The organism is Thermomonas carbonis, assembly GCF_014396975.1.
GTDB classification, from domain to species: Bacteria; Pseudomonadota; Gammaproteobacteria; order Xanthomonadales; family Xanthomonadaceae; genus Thermomonas; species Thermomonas carbonis.
Genome location: NZ_CP060719.1, coordinates 1,899,622 through 1,915,363, shown reverse-complemented (window position 1 = coordinate 1,915,363; position 15,742 = coordinate 1,899,622). Strand labels below are relative to the sequence as shown.

12 protein-coding genes and 2 pseudogenes are annotated in these 15,742 nt (G+C 67.6%); 3 read left to right on the top strand and 11 right to left on the bottom strand.

The features are described from left to right. Positions 1 to 68: 68 nt before the first annotated feature. Complete coding sequence (locus H9L16_RS08685) at positions 69 to 410, top strand: DMT family protein (protein ID WP_187551342.1); 342 nt, start codon at positions 69 to 71, stop codon at positions 408 to 410. Positions 411 to 569: 159 nt separating this feature from the next. On the opposite strand, the gene H9L16_RS08680 is transcribed toward H9L16_RS08685, so the two are convergent. From H9L16_RS08680 to nudE, 4 genes are read right to left on the bottom strand one after another with little or no spacing between them, the layout of a single operon-like run. After that, positions 570 to 887 (bottom strand): Mpo1-like protein, encoded by a 318-nt coding sequence (locus tag H9L16_RS08680; protein WP_187551341.1) that lies wholly within the window; start codon positions 885 to 887, stop codon positions 570 to 572. Continuing rightward, positions 884 to 1,765: a nucleoside triphosphate pyrophosphohydrolase gene (gene mazG / locus H9L16_RS08675; protein ID WP_187551340.1), complete on the bottom strand. Its 882-nt coding sequence runs from the start codon at positions 1,763 to 1,765 to the stop codon at positions 884 to 886. Before mazG ends, H9L16_RS08680 begins: the two co-directional genes overlap by 4 nt. Beyond that, positions 1,762 to 2,556 (bottom strand): 3'(2'),5'-bisphosphate nucleotidase CysQ, encoded by a 795-nt coding sequence (cysQ, locus tag H9L16_RS08670; RefSeq protein ID WP_187551339.1) that lies wholly within the window; start codon positions 2,554 to 2,556, stop codon positions 1,762 to 1,764. Before cysQ ends, mazG begins: the two co-directional genes overlap by 4 nt. Beyond that, a complete protein-coding gene (gene nudE, locus H9L16_RS08665; protein WP_187551338.1) occupies positions 2,543 to 3,097 on the bottom strand; it encodes an ADP compounds hydrolase NudE in 555 nt (184 codons plus the stop codon). Before nudE ends, cysQ begins: the two co-directional genes overlap by 14 nt. A 53-nt stretch (positions 3,098 to 3,150) precedes the next feature. On the opposite strand from nudE, the gene bioA reads away from it, so the two are divergent. Both bioA and H9L16_RS08655 read left to right on the top strand, forming a co-directional pair. Further along, positions 3,151 to 4,524, top strand: coding sequence for an adenosylmethionine--8-amino-7-oxononanoate transaminase (gene bioA / locus H9L16_RS08660; protein WP_229796612.1), 1,374 nt, complete (start codon positions 3,151 to 3,153; stop codon positions 4,522 to 4,524). After that, a complete protein-coding gene (locus H9L16_RS08655) occupies positions 4,515 to 5,246 on the top strand; it encodes a 16S rRNA (uracil(1498)-N(3))-methyltransferase (RefSeq protein WP_187551336.1) in 732 nt (243 codons plus the stop codon). Before bioA ends, H9L16_RS08655 begins: the two co-directional genes overlap by 10 nt. A gap of 14 nt (positions 5,247 to 5,260) precedes the next feature. Here the strand turns inward: H9L16_RS08655 and H9L16_RS08650 are convergent, their stop codons facing one another. The 7 genes and pseudogenes from H9L16_RS08650 to H9L16_RS08625 form a co-directional block, all read right to left on the bottom strand. Next, positions 5,261 to 5,746 (bottom strand): chemotaxis protein CheW, encoded by a 486-nt coding sequence (locus H9L16_RS08650; protein ID WP_233449381.1) that lies wholly within the window; start codon positions 5,744 to 5,746, stop codon positions 5,261 to 5,263. An 8-nt stretch (positions 5,747 to 5,754) separates the two neighbouring features. Beyond that, positions 5,755 to 6,753 carry a chemotaxis protein CheB gene (locus H9L16_RS08645; protein WP_187551335.1) on the bottom strand — a complete coding sequence of 333 codons (999 nt, stop codon included), beginning with the start codon at positions 6,751 to 6,753 and terminating at the stop codon, positions 5,755 to 5,757. Next, positions 6,750 to 9,545 (bottom strand): annotated as a pseudogene (locus H9L16_RS16525) (response regulator); the annotation flags it as partial. The pseudogene H9L16_RS16525 and the gene H9L16_RS08645, both read right to left, overlap by 4 nt. A 1,125-nt stretch (positions 9,546 to 10,670) precedes the next feature. Beyond that, positions 10,671 to 12,410: pseudogene (locus H9L16_RS16520) on the bottom strand (Hpt domain-containing protein); the annotation flags it as partial. Between the two features lie 82 nt (positions 12,411 to 12,492). After that, positions 12,493 to 14,508 carry a methyl-accepting chemotaxis protein gene (locus tag H9L16_RS08635; protein ID WP_187551333.1) on the bottom strand — a complete coding sequence of 672 codons (2,016 nt, stop codon included), beginning with the start codon at positions 14,506 to 14,508 and terminating at the stop codon, positions 12,493 to 12,495. A gap of 33 nt (positions 14,509 to 14,541) precedes the next feature. Then, positions 14,542 to 15,093, bottom strand: coding sequence for a chemotaxis protein CheW (locus H9L16_RS08630; RefSeq protein WP_229796656.1), 552 nt, complete (start codon positions 15,091 to 15,093; stop codon positions 14,542 to 14,544). A gap of 278 nt (positions 15,094 to 15,371) precedes the next feature. Then, positions 15,372 to 15,737: a response regulator gene (locus H9L16_RS08625; protein WP_187551332.1), complete on the bottom strand. Its 366-nt coding sequence runs from the start codon at positions 15,735 to 15,737 to the stop codon at positions 15,372 to 15,374. Between the last annotated feature and the right edge of the window lie 5 nt (positions 15,738 to 15,742).

Sequence of the window (15,742 nt, the reverse complement as noted above, 5' to 3'; positions counted from 1 at the left end):
ATGCCGGGCGCGCGGTGGATGCCACGTGAAGGACTACGCTAACGGCATCGCCCACATCGACCGCTGCCATGCCATACGAACGTTTGCTCCCGCCCGTGCTGCTGCTGTTCTCGAACGTGTTTATGACCTTCGCCTGGTATGCGCACCTCAAGCACAAGGACATCGCGCTGTGGAAGGTGATCCTGGCGAGTTGGGGGATCGCGTTCTTCGAGTACCTGCTGATGGTGCCGGCCAACCGCATGGGCAGCGCGGTGTACAGCGCGCCGCAACTCAAGGGCATGCAGGAAGTACTGACCCTGCTGGTGTTCGCGGGGTTCTCGTACTGGTACCTGGGCCAGCCCCTGAAGTGGAACCACTGGGCCGGCTTCGCCATGATCGCGGCGGCGGCGTGGTTGATCTTCCTGGAATGATGTTCGACAACGAAGCAGCGGCGTCAGAAGCGTGTCTGTGTGGCTGGGATTTGCTCCGGGACCTTCGGCGACATGGATGTCGCCGATGAGCCTACATGGACGTATTCACGGCGTGTCCCGGAGTGAGTCCCAGCCGCGTGGATACGCGTAACGCAGGGATCAGAACGGGATCTTGCCGAGCAGGATGTCCTTGTACATCACCCAGTCGCCGGCGAAGGAATAGAACGGGTGCTTGAACGTGGCCGGGCGGTTCTTCTCGAAGAAGAAATGCCCGATCCACGCGAACGCATAGCCCGACAGCAATGCGCCGAGGAACCACCACGGATTGCCGCTGGTCACCGCCAGCAGGATGAACCCCAGGGCGAAACTTGTGCCGGTGAAATGCAGGCGGCGGCAGATGATGTTGCGATGCTCGCCGAGATAGAACGGATAGAACTCGCGGAAGCTGGCGAACTCTTGCTGCACGCCGCTGCTCATGATGCCGCTCCCTTCTCCGCCGCCTTGGCGCGAACCCAGTAGCGATCCTGCGCTTCCAGCGATTGACCGGCAAGGCCGCCATCCGCCGCGGCAAGCGCTTCCATCGCGCGGAAACGCCGCTCGAATTTGAGGTTGGCCCTGCGCAGCGCCGTGCCGACATCCACCTTGGCGTGCCGCGCGAGGTTGGCGCAGACGAACAGGATGTCGCCGAGTTCGTCCTCAAGTCGGTCGCGCGCGGCGACATCATCCGGGCATGCCGCCACCGCCGCAAATTCCGCACGGACTTCCTCGATCTCCTCATGCAGTTTTTCCAGCACGGGTTCGGCATCCGGCCAATCGAAACCGACCTTGGCCGCCTTGTGCTGCAACTTCACCGCACGCTGCCATTCCGGCAGGCCGCGCGAGATCCCGGCCAGTGCCGATGCATCGGCATCGCCCTTCGCTGCGCGCTCGGCGCGCTTGAGGTCTTCCCAGTGCTGCAGTTGCGCGTCGGCGTTTTCCTTGCGCGCTTCGTCAGCCGCCGCTCCCGGCATCCTGCCTCCCGCGGCATTCGCACATCCATGTGCATCAAATACATGCGGATGCCGGCGGGTCATCTTGTCGCAGATCGCCGCGACCACGTCGCCGAATTCGAACGCGCCCTGCTCACTCGCCATCTGCGCGTGGAAGACCACCTGCAGCAGCAGGTCGCCGAGTTCGTCTTTCAGGTCGCCCAGGTCACCGCGGTTGATCGCATCGGCGACTTCGTAAGCCTCTTCTATCGTGTACGGCGCAATCGTCGAGAAATCCTGCGCCAGATCCCACGGGCACCCGCCATCGGGATTGCGCAGGGTCGCCATGATCGCCAGCAGCGACTCGATCTGGCGTGGATCACTCATCCGGGCAAGCTGTCGCGCAGGGACAGATCGCCAAGTGCGATGAAATCGCCATTGAGCAATGTGTCGCGCTGGTTGTAGCGGAACGGGCGGCCGCGCGGATCGAGGACTGCACCACCCGCGCCTTCCAGGATCGCCTGGCCGGCGGCGGTGTCCCACTCGCTGGTGGGACCGAAGCGCGGATACAGGTCGATGCCGCCATCGGCGATCCGGCAGAACTTCAGCGACGACCCGCAGCCGACGACGTCGCTGCCGGGCAATGCGTCGATCACCGCCTGCGTGCGTTCGTCGCGATGCGATCGGCTTGCGGCGATGCGGAGCGGCTTCGATGCCGGAATGCGCGCATGGACCGCCACGTCGCCGGCATCGCCCTCGCGGATGAACGCGCCAACCGTTTCGCCGCCGTGCCAGAGCGCGCCGGTCACCGGCTGCTGGATCACGCCCCACGTCGCCACGCCGTGTTCGACCAAGGCGATGTTGACGGTGAACTCGCCATTGCGCTTGATGAACTCGCGGGTGCCGTCGAGCGGATCGACCAGCCAGAACGTCGTCCATTCGCGGCGCGCGGCAATGTCGAGGTCCTTCGATTCCTCCGACAGCACCGGGATGTGCGGCGTCAGCGCCTGCAGGCCGGCCACGATGCAGCGGTGCGAGGCGAGGTCGGCCGCGGTCAGCGGCGAGCGGTCGCCCTTGTGCTCGATGGCGAAAGGACTCTCGTAAACCGCCAGGATCTCGGCGGCGGCGGCGCGTGCGAGTGCGATGACCGCGTCGCGCAGGGTTTCATCGATCGGCATGTTGCTTCAGCCATTCGCGTGCAATGAACAAGGAGGCGATGGTGCGTCCTTCGGAAAAATCCTCGCGCAGGATCAACTCGCCGAGGTCTTCGAGCTTCCATGGAATCACTTCAAGTTCCTCCGGTTCGTCACCGGGCAGGCGTTGCGGATACAGGTCGCGCGCCAGCACCAGGTGGGTCTGGTGGCTCATGTACACCGGTGCCAGGGTGATGCTGCGCAGCACGCGGATGTCGCGGGCGCCATAGCCGGCTTCTTCCATTAGTTCGCGGTTGGCGGCCTCGATGGGACTCTCGCCGGCATCGATGCGGCCCTTCACCAGGCCAAGTTCGTAGCGATGCACGCCGGCCGCGTATTCGCGCACCAGCAGGACCGTCTCGGCATCCAGCATCGGCACCACTGCCACCGCGCCGTGGCCGCGTCCGTGCAGGCGCTCGTAGCGGCGGCGTTCGCCGTTGCTGAACTCCAGGTCCAGACGCTCCATCCGGTAGGGGCTGTCGTTGTGCTCGGTGATGCCGTGGATGATGGGCAGGGGTCGGCTCATGGCACGCCTCCCGCGGCGATAATGGGCGAATGGAAGGATTTCACGATGGCCCCATGATAGCCGCCGCGGAACACTGGCGGGCGCGCGACCTCGCCGTGCTCTGGCACCCGTGCACGCAGATGCGCGAGCACCCGGACGTGCTGCCGCTGGTGCCGATCGCGCGCGGTGAAGGCGCATGGTTGGTCGGCCGCGACGGCAGGCGCTACCTGGATGCGGTCAGCAGCTGGTGGACCAACCTGTTCGGCCACGCGGAACCACGGATCGCGCACGCCATCGCCACCCAGGCGATGACGCTGGAGCAGGTGATCCTCGCCGGGTTCTCGCATCAACCCGCGGTCGAACTGGCCGAGAAACTGCTGGCCATCGCGCCGCGACAAGCCGACCGCGAGCCGCTGGCCAAGGTGTTCTATGCCGACAACGGCTCGGCCGGCGTGGAAGTCGCGCTGAAGATGGCTTTCCACTGGTTCCGCAACCGTGGCGAAGACCGGCGCACGAAATTCGTCGCCCTGGAGAACGGCTACCACGGCGAGACCATCGGTGCGTTGTCGGTCGGCGACATCCCGCTGTATCGGCGCGTGTATGCGCCGTTGCTGGCCGAGGCATTGTTCGCGCCCTCGCCGGACAGCTATGCGGCCGCGCCGGGGGAAACCGCTCACGACTGTGCCGAACGTGCAGCCGATGGTTTGCGCGATTTGCTGGCGCGCCATGCCGGCGAGATCTGCGCGCTGATCCTGGAACCACGCGTGCAATGTGCCGGCGGCATGCGCATGCATGACCCGCAGTACCTGCGCCGCGTGCGCGAACTCTGCGACGCGCACGGCGTGTTCCTGATCGCCGACGAGATCGCCGTGGGCTTCGGCCGCACCGGCACGCTGTTCGCATGCGAACAGGCGGGCGTGCAGCCCGACCTGCTGTGCCTGTCCAAGGGCCTGACCGGCGGCTTCCTGCCGCTGGCCGCGGTGCTGTGCACGCAGGCACTCTACGACGGCTTCCTGGACGATTCGCGCGAGCGCGCCTTCCTGCATTCGCACAGCTATACCGGCAATCCGCTGGCCTGCGCGGCGGCGCTGGCCTCGCTGGCGATCTTCGAATCCGATGACGTGCTGGCGCGCAACTGCACGACTGCAGCGCGCATGACCGCACTCGCCGCGCCGCTCGTGGAACTCCCGCACGTGGCCGATGTCCGCCAGGCCGGGATGATCATGGCGTTCGAACTCACTCAAGGTGGCGACAAGCGAACACCGTTCGACTCGTCCATGCGCGTCGGCTTGCGCGCCTATCGCGCAGCCCTTGAGCGCGGTGTGGTGCTGCGTCCGCTGGGCGACACCCTGTACTGGATGCCGCCCTACTGCATCGACGACGAACAGCTGGAACTGCTGGCTTCCGTGACCCGCGATGCCATCCTGGAGGCCACCGCATGCGCCTGACCCGCAGCCACGTCGACCTGCCCTTGCACGTCGGCGAGGAGATTGCGTTGCCCGAAGACGTTGCCGCACACCTCTTGCGCGTGCTCCGCCTGCAGGTGGGCGATGCCTGCACCTTGTTCAACGGCGACGGCCACGACTACGACGCGCGCATCACCGTCACCGGCAAGCGCGAAGCCCGCGCGGAGATCGCGGCGGCGCGGCGCATCGGCAACGAATCGCCGTTGCGGATCACTCTGCTGCAGGGCATCGCCCGCGGCGAGAAGATGGACTGGATCCTGCAGAAGGCGACCGAACTCGGCGTCGCCCGGATCCTGCCGGCGACCAGCGATCGCAGCGAAGTGAAGCTGGACGCGCAACGTGCGGACAAGCGACTGGCGCACTGGCGCGGGGTCGTGGTGGCTGCGTGTGAGCAGAGTTGTCGTGCGATGGTGCCCGACGTCGTGGCGCCGCAGCCGTTGGCGCAGGCCGCGGGCATGCGCGAAGGCCGCGGTTTCATCCTCGACCCGTTCGCCGAGGCGTCCCTGTCGTCATTGCGCGATGTGGAATTGCGAGCCTGCACGATCGCGATCGGGCCCGAGGGTGGCTGGTCGCCGCGCGACCGCGAACAGCTGGTCGCGGCCGGTTACGAAGGACTCAAGCTCGGGCCGCGCGTGCTGCGCACCGAGACCGCCGGCATCGCGGCGATCGCGGCCCTGCAGGCCGCCTGCGGCGACCTGGGCTGACCCCAGCGCCGCGGTCAGGCCGCGGCAGCGAGCGCGCCGGCGATCTGTTCCTCGATCGCGGCGAGGTCCGGCACCAGCGCGTCGTCGTCATTGAGGCGGACGCGGCCCAGCACGCCTTCCAGCAATTCGGTTTCGTCGCCTTCGGCAGAGAGCGTGGTTTCGGTCACCGTCACCAGGCGCGGAAAGCCCTGAGTCAGCAGGGCAAAGAACGGCCGCTTGGCGTCGCCGCCCAGTGCCTTGAGCACGATCACCTTGCTGCCCAGGCCGCCCTTCTCGTCGGCGACCCCGGTGAAGCGCGAGAACGATACCAAGGGCACCTGCCAGCCGCGCCAGCGCGTGCGCCCCAGCAACCAGTCCGGCGCGTCCGCGATCGGCTCCGGATCGGAATACGACAGCACTTCCGCGATGGTGGCGTTGGGCAGCAGCAGGCGCGCATTGGCGACCTGGATGAGCACGCCGCGGATGATCTGCTCGGGAACAGTCTGCATGGGAACGGACATGGGAAACCTCAGGCGGGCCAGCGTTGCAGCAGTTTTTGGGCGAGTTGGGCCAGGCTCAGTGCCTCGCCCCCGCGGGCCACCAGCGCATTGCTGGCGGCCGGATCGAAACAGTAGTCGGCGGACTGGCCGACGACCAGGGCACCGGCCAGGCGCATCGCCATGGCCTGGTCGACCAGGCTCGCATCGGCACCGCTGAGCAGGAGCAGGGCGCTGTCCTCGGCGCGCAGGGCGGCGTAGGCCGGTTCGCCGTCGGTGGACGCGAATACCAGCCCGGCGGGGGCGGCATGGATGTCCAGGCCATCCGGCAGCACGTACACGGTAGCCGCCTGCAGCGCATCGCCGGCCTGCGCCATCACCACCTGCATCTGCGCAGCACGCTGCATCTGCCGGACCAGCTTGTCGTATTGCCCACCCTCGATACGCTGGCGCAGCAACACCGGACGCGGGAAATGTACCGGCAGTCCGCCGAGCAACTGGCGCACTGCATCGGGACCACCCACGCCGGCGGCGATCACCACCGCGCCGAGCGCGGTCGAGGAGGTCGGCGGGCGCGATTGCGGCACGTCGGGCATGGCCGCGACCTGCAGGCTCAGGGCATCCATTTCTGCCTGGAACCCTTGCGGCTCGGCAGCCACCTCCGTCGGCATGGCGGCAGCATCGCGAGCGGGTGGCAGCACGTCGTCATGACCGTGCAACTTGGCTTGCAGGTGACGGGACCAGCGCGCGGTTTCCCACGCATCACGCTTGGCGGCGACGTCGGCATCGTCGAAGAGGATTTCGAGCGCAGGGTCGCCCAGCACGCCGTCGAACTTCTCCAGTGCCTGTTCGACCACTGCATCCAGGATCACCAGCAACACGTCCGGTGCCGCGGCGCGCACATCGTCTTCGCTCGCGGTCGCCGGATCGAGCAGGGCGGCGACATCCGCGCCGGCCTGCACGATCGCAGCCTCAGTGCGCTCGCGCGCCGTCCCTGCGCGCGCCAGCACGACCACGCGCTTGCGGTTCATTGCAGCTGACCGTCACCGGCGCGCTCCAGCTTGAGCAGCTCGAACACGTTGCGCATCAGCTCGACTTCCTGGTACGGCTTGCCGAGGTAGCGCTCCACGCCCAGGTCCATCGCGCGCTGGCGATGTTTGTCGCCGGTACGCGAGGTGATCATGATGATCGGCACGTCGCGCATGCGCGGATCCGCCTTCATCGCGGTCGCCAGCTCGTAGCCGTCCATGCGCGGCATTTCGATGTCGAGCAGCATCAGGTCCGGGATGATGTCGGCCATCCGCTCGAGTGCGTCGATGCCGTCCTTCGCCGTGGCGACCTCGAAGTTGTGGCGCTCCAGCACGCGGCCGGTGACCTTGCGCATCGTGATCGAGTCGTCGACCACCATGACCAGCGGCACCCGACGGTGTTCGACCACTTGTTCGACCGGCGCGGCATCACGCGGCATCGCGGCGAAGCGGCGGACCAGCGGGGCGATGTCGAGGATGACCACCACGCGGCCGTCGCCCATGATCGTCGCGCCGAAGATACCCGGCACCGAGGCCAGCTGCGGACCACCGGCCTTGACCACGATTTCGCGATTGCCGACCACCTGGTCGATCGCGACCGCGGCGCGCAGCTCGCCGGAGCGAACCAGCAACAACGGCACCTGCAACTGCCCTTCCGCCTTCACCGACGTGGTGCCGACCAGGCCACCGAGATCATGCAGCGCGTAGTCTTCGCCGCCGTAGCGGTAGAGCGCGTCGTCCTTCGCCATGTCCTCGCGGCTGATCCGGCCCACGCCGCGCACCGAGGCGATCGGCACCGCGTATTCGGTATCGCCGATCTTGACGAACACCGCCTGGGTGACCGCCAGCGTCTGCGGCAGGCGCAGGGTGAAGGTGGTGCCTTCGCCCGGACGCGAGGTGATGTCCAGCGTGCCGCCGAGCTGGCGCACTTCGCTGGCCACCACGTCCATGCCCACGCCACGGCCAGCCAGGCGGCTGACCGTTTCGGCTGTGGAGAAGCCAGGTTCCAGAATCAGGACGTCGAGGTCGCCGTCCGACAGGATCGCGTCGGGCTTGATCAGGCCGCGGTCGATCGCGCGGGCGCGGATCGCGGCGCGATCCAGGCCGGCACCGTCGTCGCCGACCTGCAGCACCACTTCCGACCCTTCGCGGCGAACCGCGACGCGGATCGTGCCTTCGTCGCCCTTGCCTGCCTTGCGGCGTGCGTCCGGCGTTTCCAGACCATGCGCAATCGCGTTGCGGAGCATGTGCTCCAGCGGCGCGGTCATGCGCTCCAGCACGCTGCGGTCGAGTTCGCCTTGCGCGCCGTCCAGCTTCAACTGCGCCTGCTTGCCGGTCTCGCCGGTGGCCTGGCGGATCACGCGGCGCAGGCGCGGTACCAGGCCCTCGAACGGCACCATGCGCGTGCGCATGAGGCCTTCCTGCAGGTCCGAACTCACCCGCGACTGCTGCAGCAGCAGGGTTTCGTACTGGCGAGTCAGGTCTTCCATCGACCCGTGCAGCGCCTGCAAGTCGGCCGCGGACTCGCCAAGGGCGCGCGACAGCTGCTGCAGGGTGCTGAAGCGGTCGAGTTCCAGCGGATCGAAGGTCTCGTTGCCGGCCGCGCCTTCGCGCTGGTAGCGGGCGATGATCTGCGCTTCTGTTTCCGAATCGAGGCGGCGCAACTGGTCGCGCAAACGGAGGTTGGTCTGCTCCATTTCCTGCGCGGTGCCGCGGAACGCAGCCAACTGCTGTTCCAGCCGCGAACGGTAGATCGCCACTTCGCCGGCGTAGTTCACCAGACGATCGAGCAGGTCGGCGCGGATGCGGACCTGCTCCTGCGGCGCACGGATGCCGATGTCGTCGTCTTCGCCAAAACCGTCCTGCACCATCGGCGCGGACAGCGGCTTGAGTTCGATCTTCTGCGCCGGCGCGGGCACGAACATCAGCCCGTCGTCGACCGCTTCGGCAACCGCCTTGATGGGGGCTTCCGCGCGGGTGTCCAGTTCTTCGATCAGGCCGGCCGGCAGGCCGACTGCGCGACGCGCCGCGACGCGGGTGATCATGCCGTGCAGGCGGTCGAAGCCGCGTTCGAGCAGCGGCACGCCATCGCGGCCGAGCTCGGCGCGCTGTGCCACCACGGCTTCGAGCAGGGTTTCCATCGCGTGGCCCAGCTCGCCGATCGGCATGATGCCGGCCATGCGTGCGCCACCCTTCAGCGTGTGCAGGTCGCGCTGCAGGCCGACCATGGCCTCGCGGTCTTCCGGCGCGTCGCGCAGCTGCGCGAGCAAGCCATCGGAATGATCGAGCAGGTCGCCGCCTTCTTCCACGAAGATGTCGACCAGTTCGGCGTCCAGCCCGTCCATGTCCAGCGCTTCGTCCGGATCCTCGGCCGAGGTCGCGGACGACAGCAGGGCCGCCAGCGCGGCCTGCTCGCGGGCCTTGGCCGCGGCAGCGACTTCGGCGGCACGACGTTCGGCTTCCACACGCGCGGCTTCGGCACGGGCTTCGGCCAGGCGCGCCGCTTCCTGGCGATCCGCTTCCTGGCGGGCCGCCACGATGCGTTCCGCTTCCTGGCGATCGGCTTCCGCACGCGCCGCTTCGACGCGGGCCGCTTCTGCCTGTTCGGCGGCGATGCGCTCGGCTTCCACGCGCTCATTCTCGAGGCGTGCCGCTTCTTCCGCGGCCAGCCGCTCGGCTTCGGCGCGAGCCGCTGCTTCCGCGGCGATGCGTTCGGCTTCCGCCTGCTCGGCAGCGACACGCGCTGCCTCGGCTTCTTCTGCGGCAATCCGCTCCGCTTCCACGCGTTCGGCTTCGAGGCGGGCCGCCTCTTCCGCGGCCAGGCGTTCGGCTTCCGCTCGTTCTGCGGCAAGGCGGGCCTCTTCGGCCTCTGCGGCGGCGATACGTTCCGCTTCCAGGCGCTCGGCTTCCATCCGCGCCGCTTCCAGCGCGGCAAGGCGTTCGGCTTCCAGGCGCTCCGCTTCGAGGCGAGCCGCTTCCTGTGCGGCAAGACGCTCGGCTTCGGACTCGATGGCAGCAATCCGCGCGGCTTCGGCTTCCAGCGCGGCGATGCGCTCGGCTTCCAGGCGTTCGGCTTCGAGGCGCTCGGTCTCCGCACGCGCCGCGGCCTCCTCGGCGGCGATGCGTTCGGCTTCGGCCTGTTCGGCGGCCAGGCGCGCCGCTTCGGCTTCTTCCGCGGCCAGGCGTTCGGCTTCCAGGCGCTCATTCTCGAGGCGCTCGGCTTCCAGACGTTTGGCCTCGGCGAGCGCGGCTTCTTCCGCGGCAAGGCGCTCGGCTTCTGCCTGTTCGGCAGCGATGCGCTCGGCCTCGGCGGCCTCGGCCTGCTCCGCTGCCTTGCGTGCAGCTTCGGCGGTGGCGTCGATGAACGGCAGGCTGCTTTCGGGCAAGGTGTCGCGCAGGGCGGCGACGCGCGCGGCCAGGGCGGCGTACACCGGTACCTGGGCGGGTGTGGCCTGCAGCGCGGCCGTCGTGGTGCGCACCGCGTCGGCGACTTCGCCGAGGGTGGCGACGCCTTCGGCGTCTGCCGCTGCATTGGCGGTCAGCAGGCGCTTGACGTAACCCTCGGCCGGCGCGGTGAACGCAGTTACCGACGGCACTTCGGTCATCGCGAAAGCACCGTTGAGGGTGTGGATCGCGCGCACCAAGCCATCGTTGACGCTGGCATCGCCGGCACGCGCCTGCGCCAGCCAGGCGTCCACGGTTTCCAGATGCCCACCGACTTCCGAGCCGAGGATCTCCAGCAGCACGGGGTCGACGTGAGCGGCCACGGTGTCTGCGGCGGGTGCGGTGGCTTCGGGTTCGGCCGCGCGGCCAGGCGTTTTGGCCACCGGTGCGCTGCCGGCGGTATCCAGCAATACGTCTTCGCCGGCGGCCAGGCGGTCGGCGACCGCTTCCATCGAAGCGATGTCGAGCACGCCACTGGCTTGGCCACGCAACGCGGCGAGCAGTTGCGGCAATGCGGCGCGGGTCTGGCTGACGAAGGCGACCACGGCCGGGCTGGCCGGGCGCGAGCCGTCGAGAACGCGGTTGAGCATGTTCTCGACGTGCCAGCTGAATTCGCCGAGGGTCTTGGCACCGACCAGGCGCCCGCTGCCCTTGAGCGTGTGGAACACGCGGCGGATCGGGCGCAGCAGCTCGCCGTCATCGGGCGTGCGCTTCCACGGCGTCAACAGGCCGTCGAGGTTGCTGATTTCTTCCTCGAATTCCTCGAGGAAGATTTCGCGGATCTCGTCATCGATTTCATCGCCGACTTCATCGAAGCCCGCGCTCAGCACAGGCACGTCGGCCTGAACGCTGACCGTGGCTGCCGAGCTTTCGGCGGCATCGGGCGCTTGCGGTGTCTCGAAGACGACCGCTTCCAGCACCGGGGCGACTTCAGCCGGCACCGCTTCGGACAGGGTCGCCACACCGTCATCCGGCAACGGCCAGTACTGCAGCTGTTCGAGGCTGATACGGGTCTTGTCGAGCAGATCCTGGCGCTGGCCATGCGGATCGCGCAGCGACTCCAGGTAGTACTCCATGCCGGCCAGCGCATCGGCCAGGGTGTCCAGCTGACGCCCGCCGGGCACCTGCTTGCGACCGAGCAATTCAGCATGGCTGTAACGGCGCAGCGCTTCCAGGTAACCCGCCGGTTCCGGCAGGTTGAGGATGCGCATCGCGCCGGCGACTTCGGCGAGCAGGCGCGGCACCGGGTCCAGCACCGCATGGTCCCAGTCGGTTTCGACGAAGGCGACGAAGGCATTGCGGACTTCGGCGAAGTTGGCCGCCGCCTCGCGTGCCAGCACGCCCATGACCTTGCGCGATTCCTGCGCCAGCTGGTCGTCGCCATCACCCGGGGCATCGCCGGTGCCGAGGCGGGTGACCTGGTCGTCCAGCGAATGCTCGATGTAGATCAGCGCACCGGCGACTTCCATCAGGTCGTCTTCATTCGGCGGTCGGCTGCCGTCGGCGATGCCCTGCACCACCTTGCGTTGCTCGTGGATCACGCCACGCGCACTTTCCAGGCCGAGCATGCCCAGGGTTTCGCCGATGCGATCCAGGGCTTGCGCCTGCGGCTCCAGTTCGGCGACGTTGCCGCCGCCGGCACGCAGGTGCAGGTCGAGCGCGTCCTTGACCCGCAACAGGTCTTCCTTGAGCGCCGCTGACACGGTGTCCAGCAGGGCACGATTGCGTCCGGCCAGGCTGCCGCGCGCATGCTCCAGTTCTGCCTCGGTCGCTTCGACCAACAGGCTGGGCAACGCGTCCTGCTGCAACGCATCCACACCGCGCGACACGCGCAGGTCGTTGATCAACGGAAGCAGCACGATCGGGATATCGCGATGACCGCCCTGCAGGCGTTCCAGATAATCCGGCAACTGCACCACGCCGCGCATCAGCGCCGCAAGGGCGTCGTCGCGACTGCCAGGCACGCCTTCCAGCAGCGCACCGGCCAGTTGTTCCATCTCGCCTGCGACCATCGCCGGCGCCTGCAACTCCAGCATGCGCAGGGTGCCCTGCACCTGGTGCAGATAACCCGCACAGGCGCGCATGGAGGAAGCATCGGCCGGGTTTTCGACGAAGGCCTCGATCTCGAGCCGCGCCTGGCGCAGGGTCTCGTCGATCTCGGGCTTCACCCAACCGAGCGCGGTATGGTCGATGGCATCGCGCAACGCCGTGGTCATCGCGAAGCTCCGCTATCGCCCCGCGACGCGGGGCTTGCCTGGTGGGTGCTGTTCATCCCGACCTCTGGTTTCCTGCCTGCACTCAGGCCGGCAGCTTGAAGTCGGCGACCGAACGACGCAGGTCGGACGCGAGTTGGGCAAGGTTTCCGATCGATTGCACGGTCTGGCTCGCACCTTGCGAGGTCTGCGCAGTGATCGACTGGATCGTGTTCATCGTCTGGGTGATGTCGGTTGCCGCGGTAGACTGTTCCTGCGCCGCCACCGAGATGCCTTCAATCAGGCCCGACAAGTCGGACGACACCTTTTCGATCTCGCCCAGCGCGGTACCCGCGTCCTCGGCCAGTCGGGCACCGGCGACCACTTCCGAGGTCGTCTGCTCCATCGAGCTGACGGCTTCGTTGGTATCGGCCTGAATGGTCTGCACCAGCGATTCGATGCGCTTGGTCGCGCCGGAGGAGCGTTCCGCGAGTCGTTGCACTTCGTCGGCCACCACCGCGAACCCGCGGCCTGCTTCACCGGCCGAGGCCGCCTGGATGGCTGCGTTCAGCGCCAGGATGTTGGTCTGCTCGGAGATGTCGTTGATCAGTTCCACGATCGAGCCGATTTCCTGCGAGCTTTCGCCCAGTCGCTTGATGCGCTTCGAGGTTTCCTGGATCTGGTCGCGGATGCTGTCCATGCCGGCGATCGTCTGCCGCACCACGCCAGCGCCGTTGGTCGCGATCTGCACCGAGCGACGCGCCACCTCGGCCGAGTCGGCGGAGTTGCGCGAGACCTGGTTAATGCTCGAAGCGATTTCGTTGATGCGATCGGTGGCGGAATTGATTTCCTGCGCTTGGTGCTCGGCGGCGTCGGCCAGGTGCATGGCGGTCGCCTGCGTTTCCTGTGCGCTGGAGGCCACCTGCACGGAGGTGTCGTTGATCGTCGCCACCAGGGTACGCAGCTGTTCCACCGCGAAGTTGATCGAGTCCGCGATCGCGCCGGTCATGTCCTCGGTCACCGTCGCCTTCACGGTCAGGTCGCCTTCCGCGAGCGAACCCATTTCGTCCAGCAGGCGCATGATCGCCTCCTGGTTGCGGTCATTGAGTTCCTTGGTGGTGTGGTAGCGCAGGCGTTGGGCGCGACCCTGCGACCAGACCAGGCCACCGATCGAGAACAGCATCAACAGACCGGACAGGATGCTGACCCAGACACCGCCGACGATGCTGGTGTCCTTCAGCGAGCCGAACGAGGTGAATGCCGCGAACAGGCTTTCGCTGTCCGAGAGCAACTTGTCCGAACCGCTGGCGAGGGCGGTGGCCGACGCCTGCGCGCCGATCAGCTTGCGCGAGTCGCCGACGATGCCGTCGAGATCCTTCTTCATGCCGGCCCACAGGGTCGCGGCCTGGTTGAGCGGGGCGACCGCACCAGCAGCGGTGACCTTGGCAATGTCGCCGCTGCCGTTGCGCAGCGCATTCATCGAGCGGTCGAACACCGCGGAGTCGCGACCGAGGGCGTCCGCGGCGACCTGGGCACCACTGCCGCCGGCACGCAATTCGGCGATGCGGCGGGCCATGGCCGCCGACGTCACCACCTGCTGCAGCGCAGTGAACACCTGGCCGGAACCGGCACCACCGGACGCCAGGCCACGCACCACTTCGTTCAACTGCGCCTGCAGCTGCGGCACCTTGGTGCTGAAGCTGTCGGCGCGGCCGGCCAATGCCAGCACCGCTTGCTGGGAGGCCATCACTTCGTCGGCGCGCTTTGCCAGCGGATCCCAGGTGTTGCTCACCGTGCGGATCGGACCGGAGACGCCAGCCTGGTCACCGAAGCGATCGTTGAGGGTCTTGATGTCCTCGTCGACTTCGCTCTTGGTCGCCTTGAACGCGTCGAATGCCTGCGCATCGCCCGCGACCGCATCGCGGCCCTGGTTGGTCAGCCGTTGCGAGTTCAGCTGCAGGCGCGAGGCCGCAGTACTGGCACCACCGAGACGCGAGGCCTTGGTGGTTGCGTACAAGGTGTTGCCGGCGAAGACCAGCAGGGAACCGATCAGCAACCAGATCCAGAAGTTGGTGCTGATGTTGCGGCCCTTGCCGGCGACGGAATCCATCAGAGTGCTCATGTTGCGACCTCGGGTTGCGTATGGGTCCGCGGGTTAGGCGGCGGCTTGGCGGAATTCGGGAGTACGGGCGAGGCGGTCGAGGCTGAACACGCCCCAATCCTGCTCGTTGATGCGGTAGGCACGATCGATGAAGTACGCATAGCGGCCTTCGGACACCGATTCGACATCGATGCCTTGGCCGTCGACGAAGCTGCGCTGGCCGTACAACTCGTCGATGGTGACGGCAACATCGCCACCGGGCTGGCGAACCACCAGCACGCGCTGGCTTTCATGCAGCACGGTGCGCTCGCCCTCGAGGAACTGCTTGAGGTCGACCACCGGCAGCAGGGTGCCGCGGACGTTGGCCACGCCGAGCATCCAAGGCAGCGAGCCGGGCACGTGACTGACCAGCGGCAGCGGCATGATTTCCACCACTTCATCGAAGCCTGACGCGAGCCGGTGCGAACCGACCCGGTAGGCCACGCCGCGCCACAGGCCCGGCGCATCCAGCTGTTCCGGCAGGCCGGCCACGTGGGCCAGGCTGCGTTGTTCGTAATCGGCCAGCACCAGGAACGGCGAGCGCTTGTCGCGCGGACGCGACGACACCCGGCGCGCAGGCTTGGAGCGCGCAGGGGGCGGCGCTTGCTGCAAGGACGGCTCGATCATTTCCGGCGAAGCCTCCTCGACGGCCTCGACCATTTCGAGTGCGCCGGCGGGCTCCAGCTGGACCTCGGGCTGCGGTGCCTCTTCCGACTCGACGACCAGCGCCTCGACGGACTCAGCTTCGATCGCGGCAATCTCGTCCGGCGCGGCGGACACGGCCTCGACGGCGGTGGCCGCCTGCGGCTTGCCTTTCTGCTTCTGCTTGCCGCGCTTGGCCATGCTCAGTGCCCGATCAGTGCGTTGATGCGCGCGATGAGATCGCTTTCGCGCGGCGGCTTGACGATGTAGTCCTTGGCGCCCTGGCGCAGTCCCCAGACGCGGTCGGTTTCAAGGCCCTTGGTGCTGACGATGAGGACCGGGATGTGGCTGGTGTCGACATCGCGCGACAGCGCGCGGGTGGCCTGGAAGCCGTTCATGCCGGGCAGCACCACGTCCATCAGCACGAGGTCCGGCTTGTCGCGGCGGCAGGTGGCGATGCCATCCTCCGCGCTACCCGACGTGGTCACGTGGTGCCCGTTGCGTTCCAGCAACTGGGTCATCACCGCGGCCTCGGTCGGCGAATCCTCGATCAGCAGTATGCGTGCCATTGATG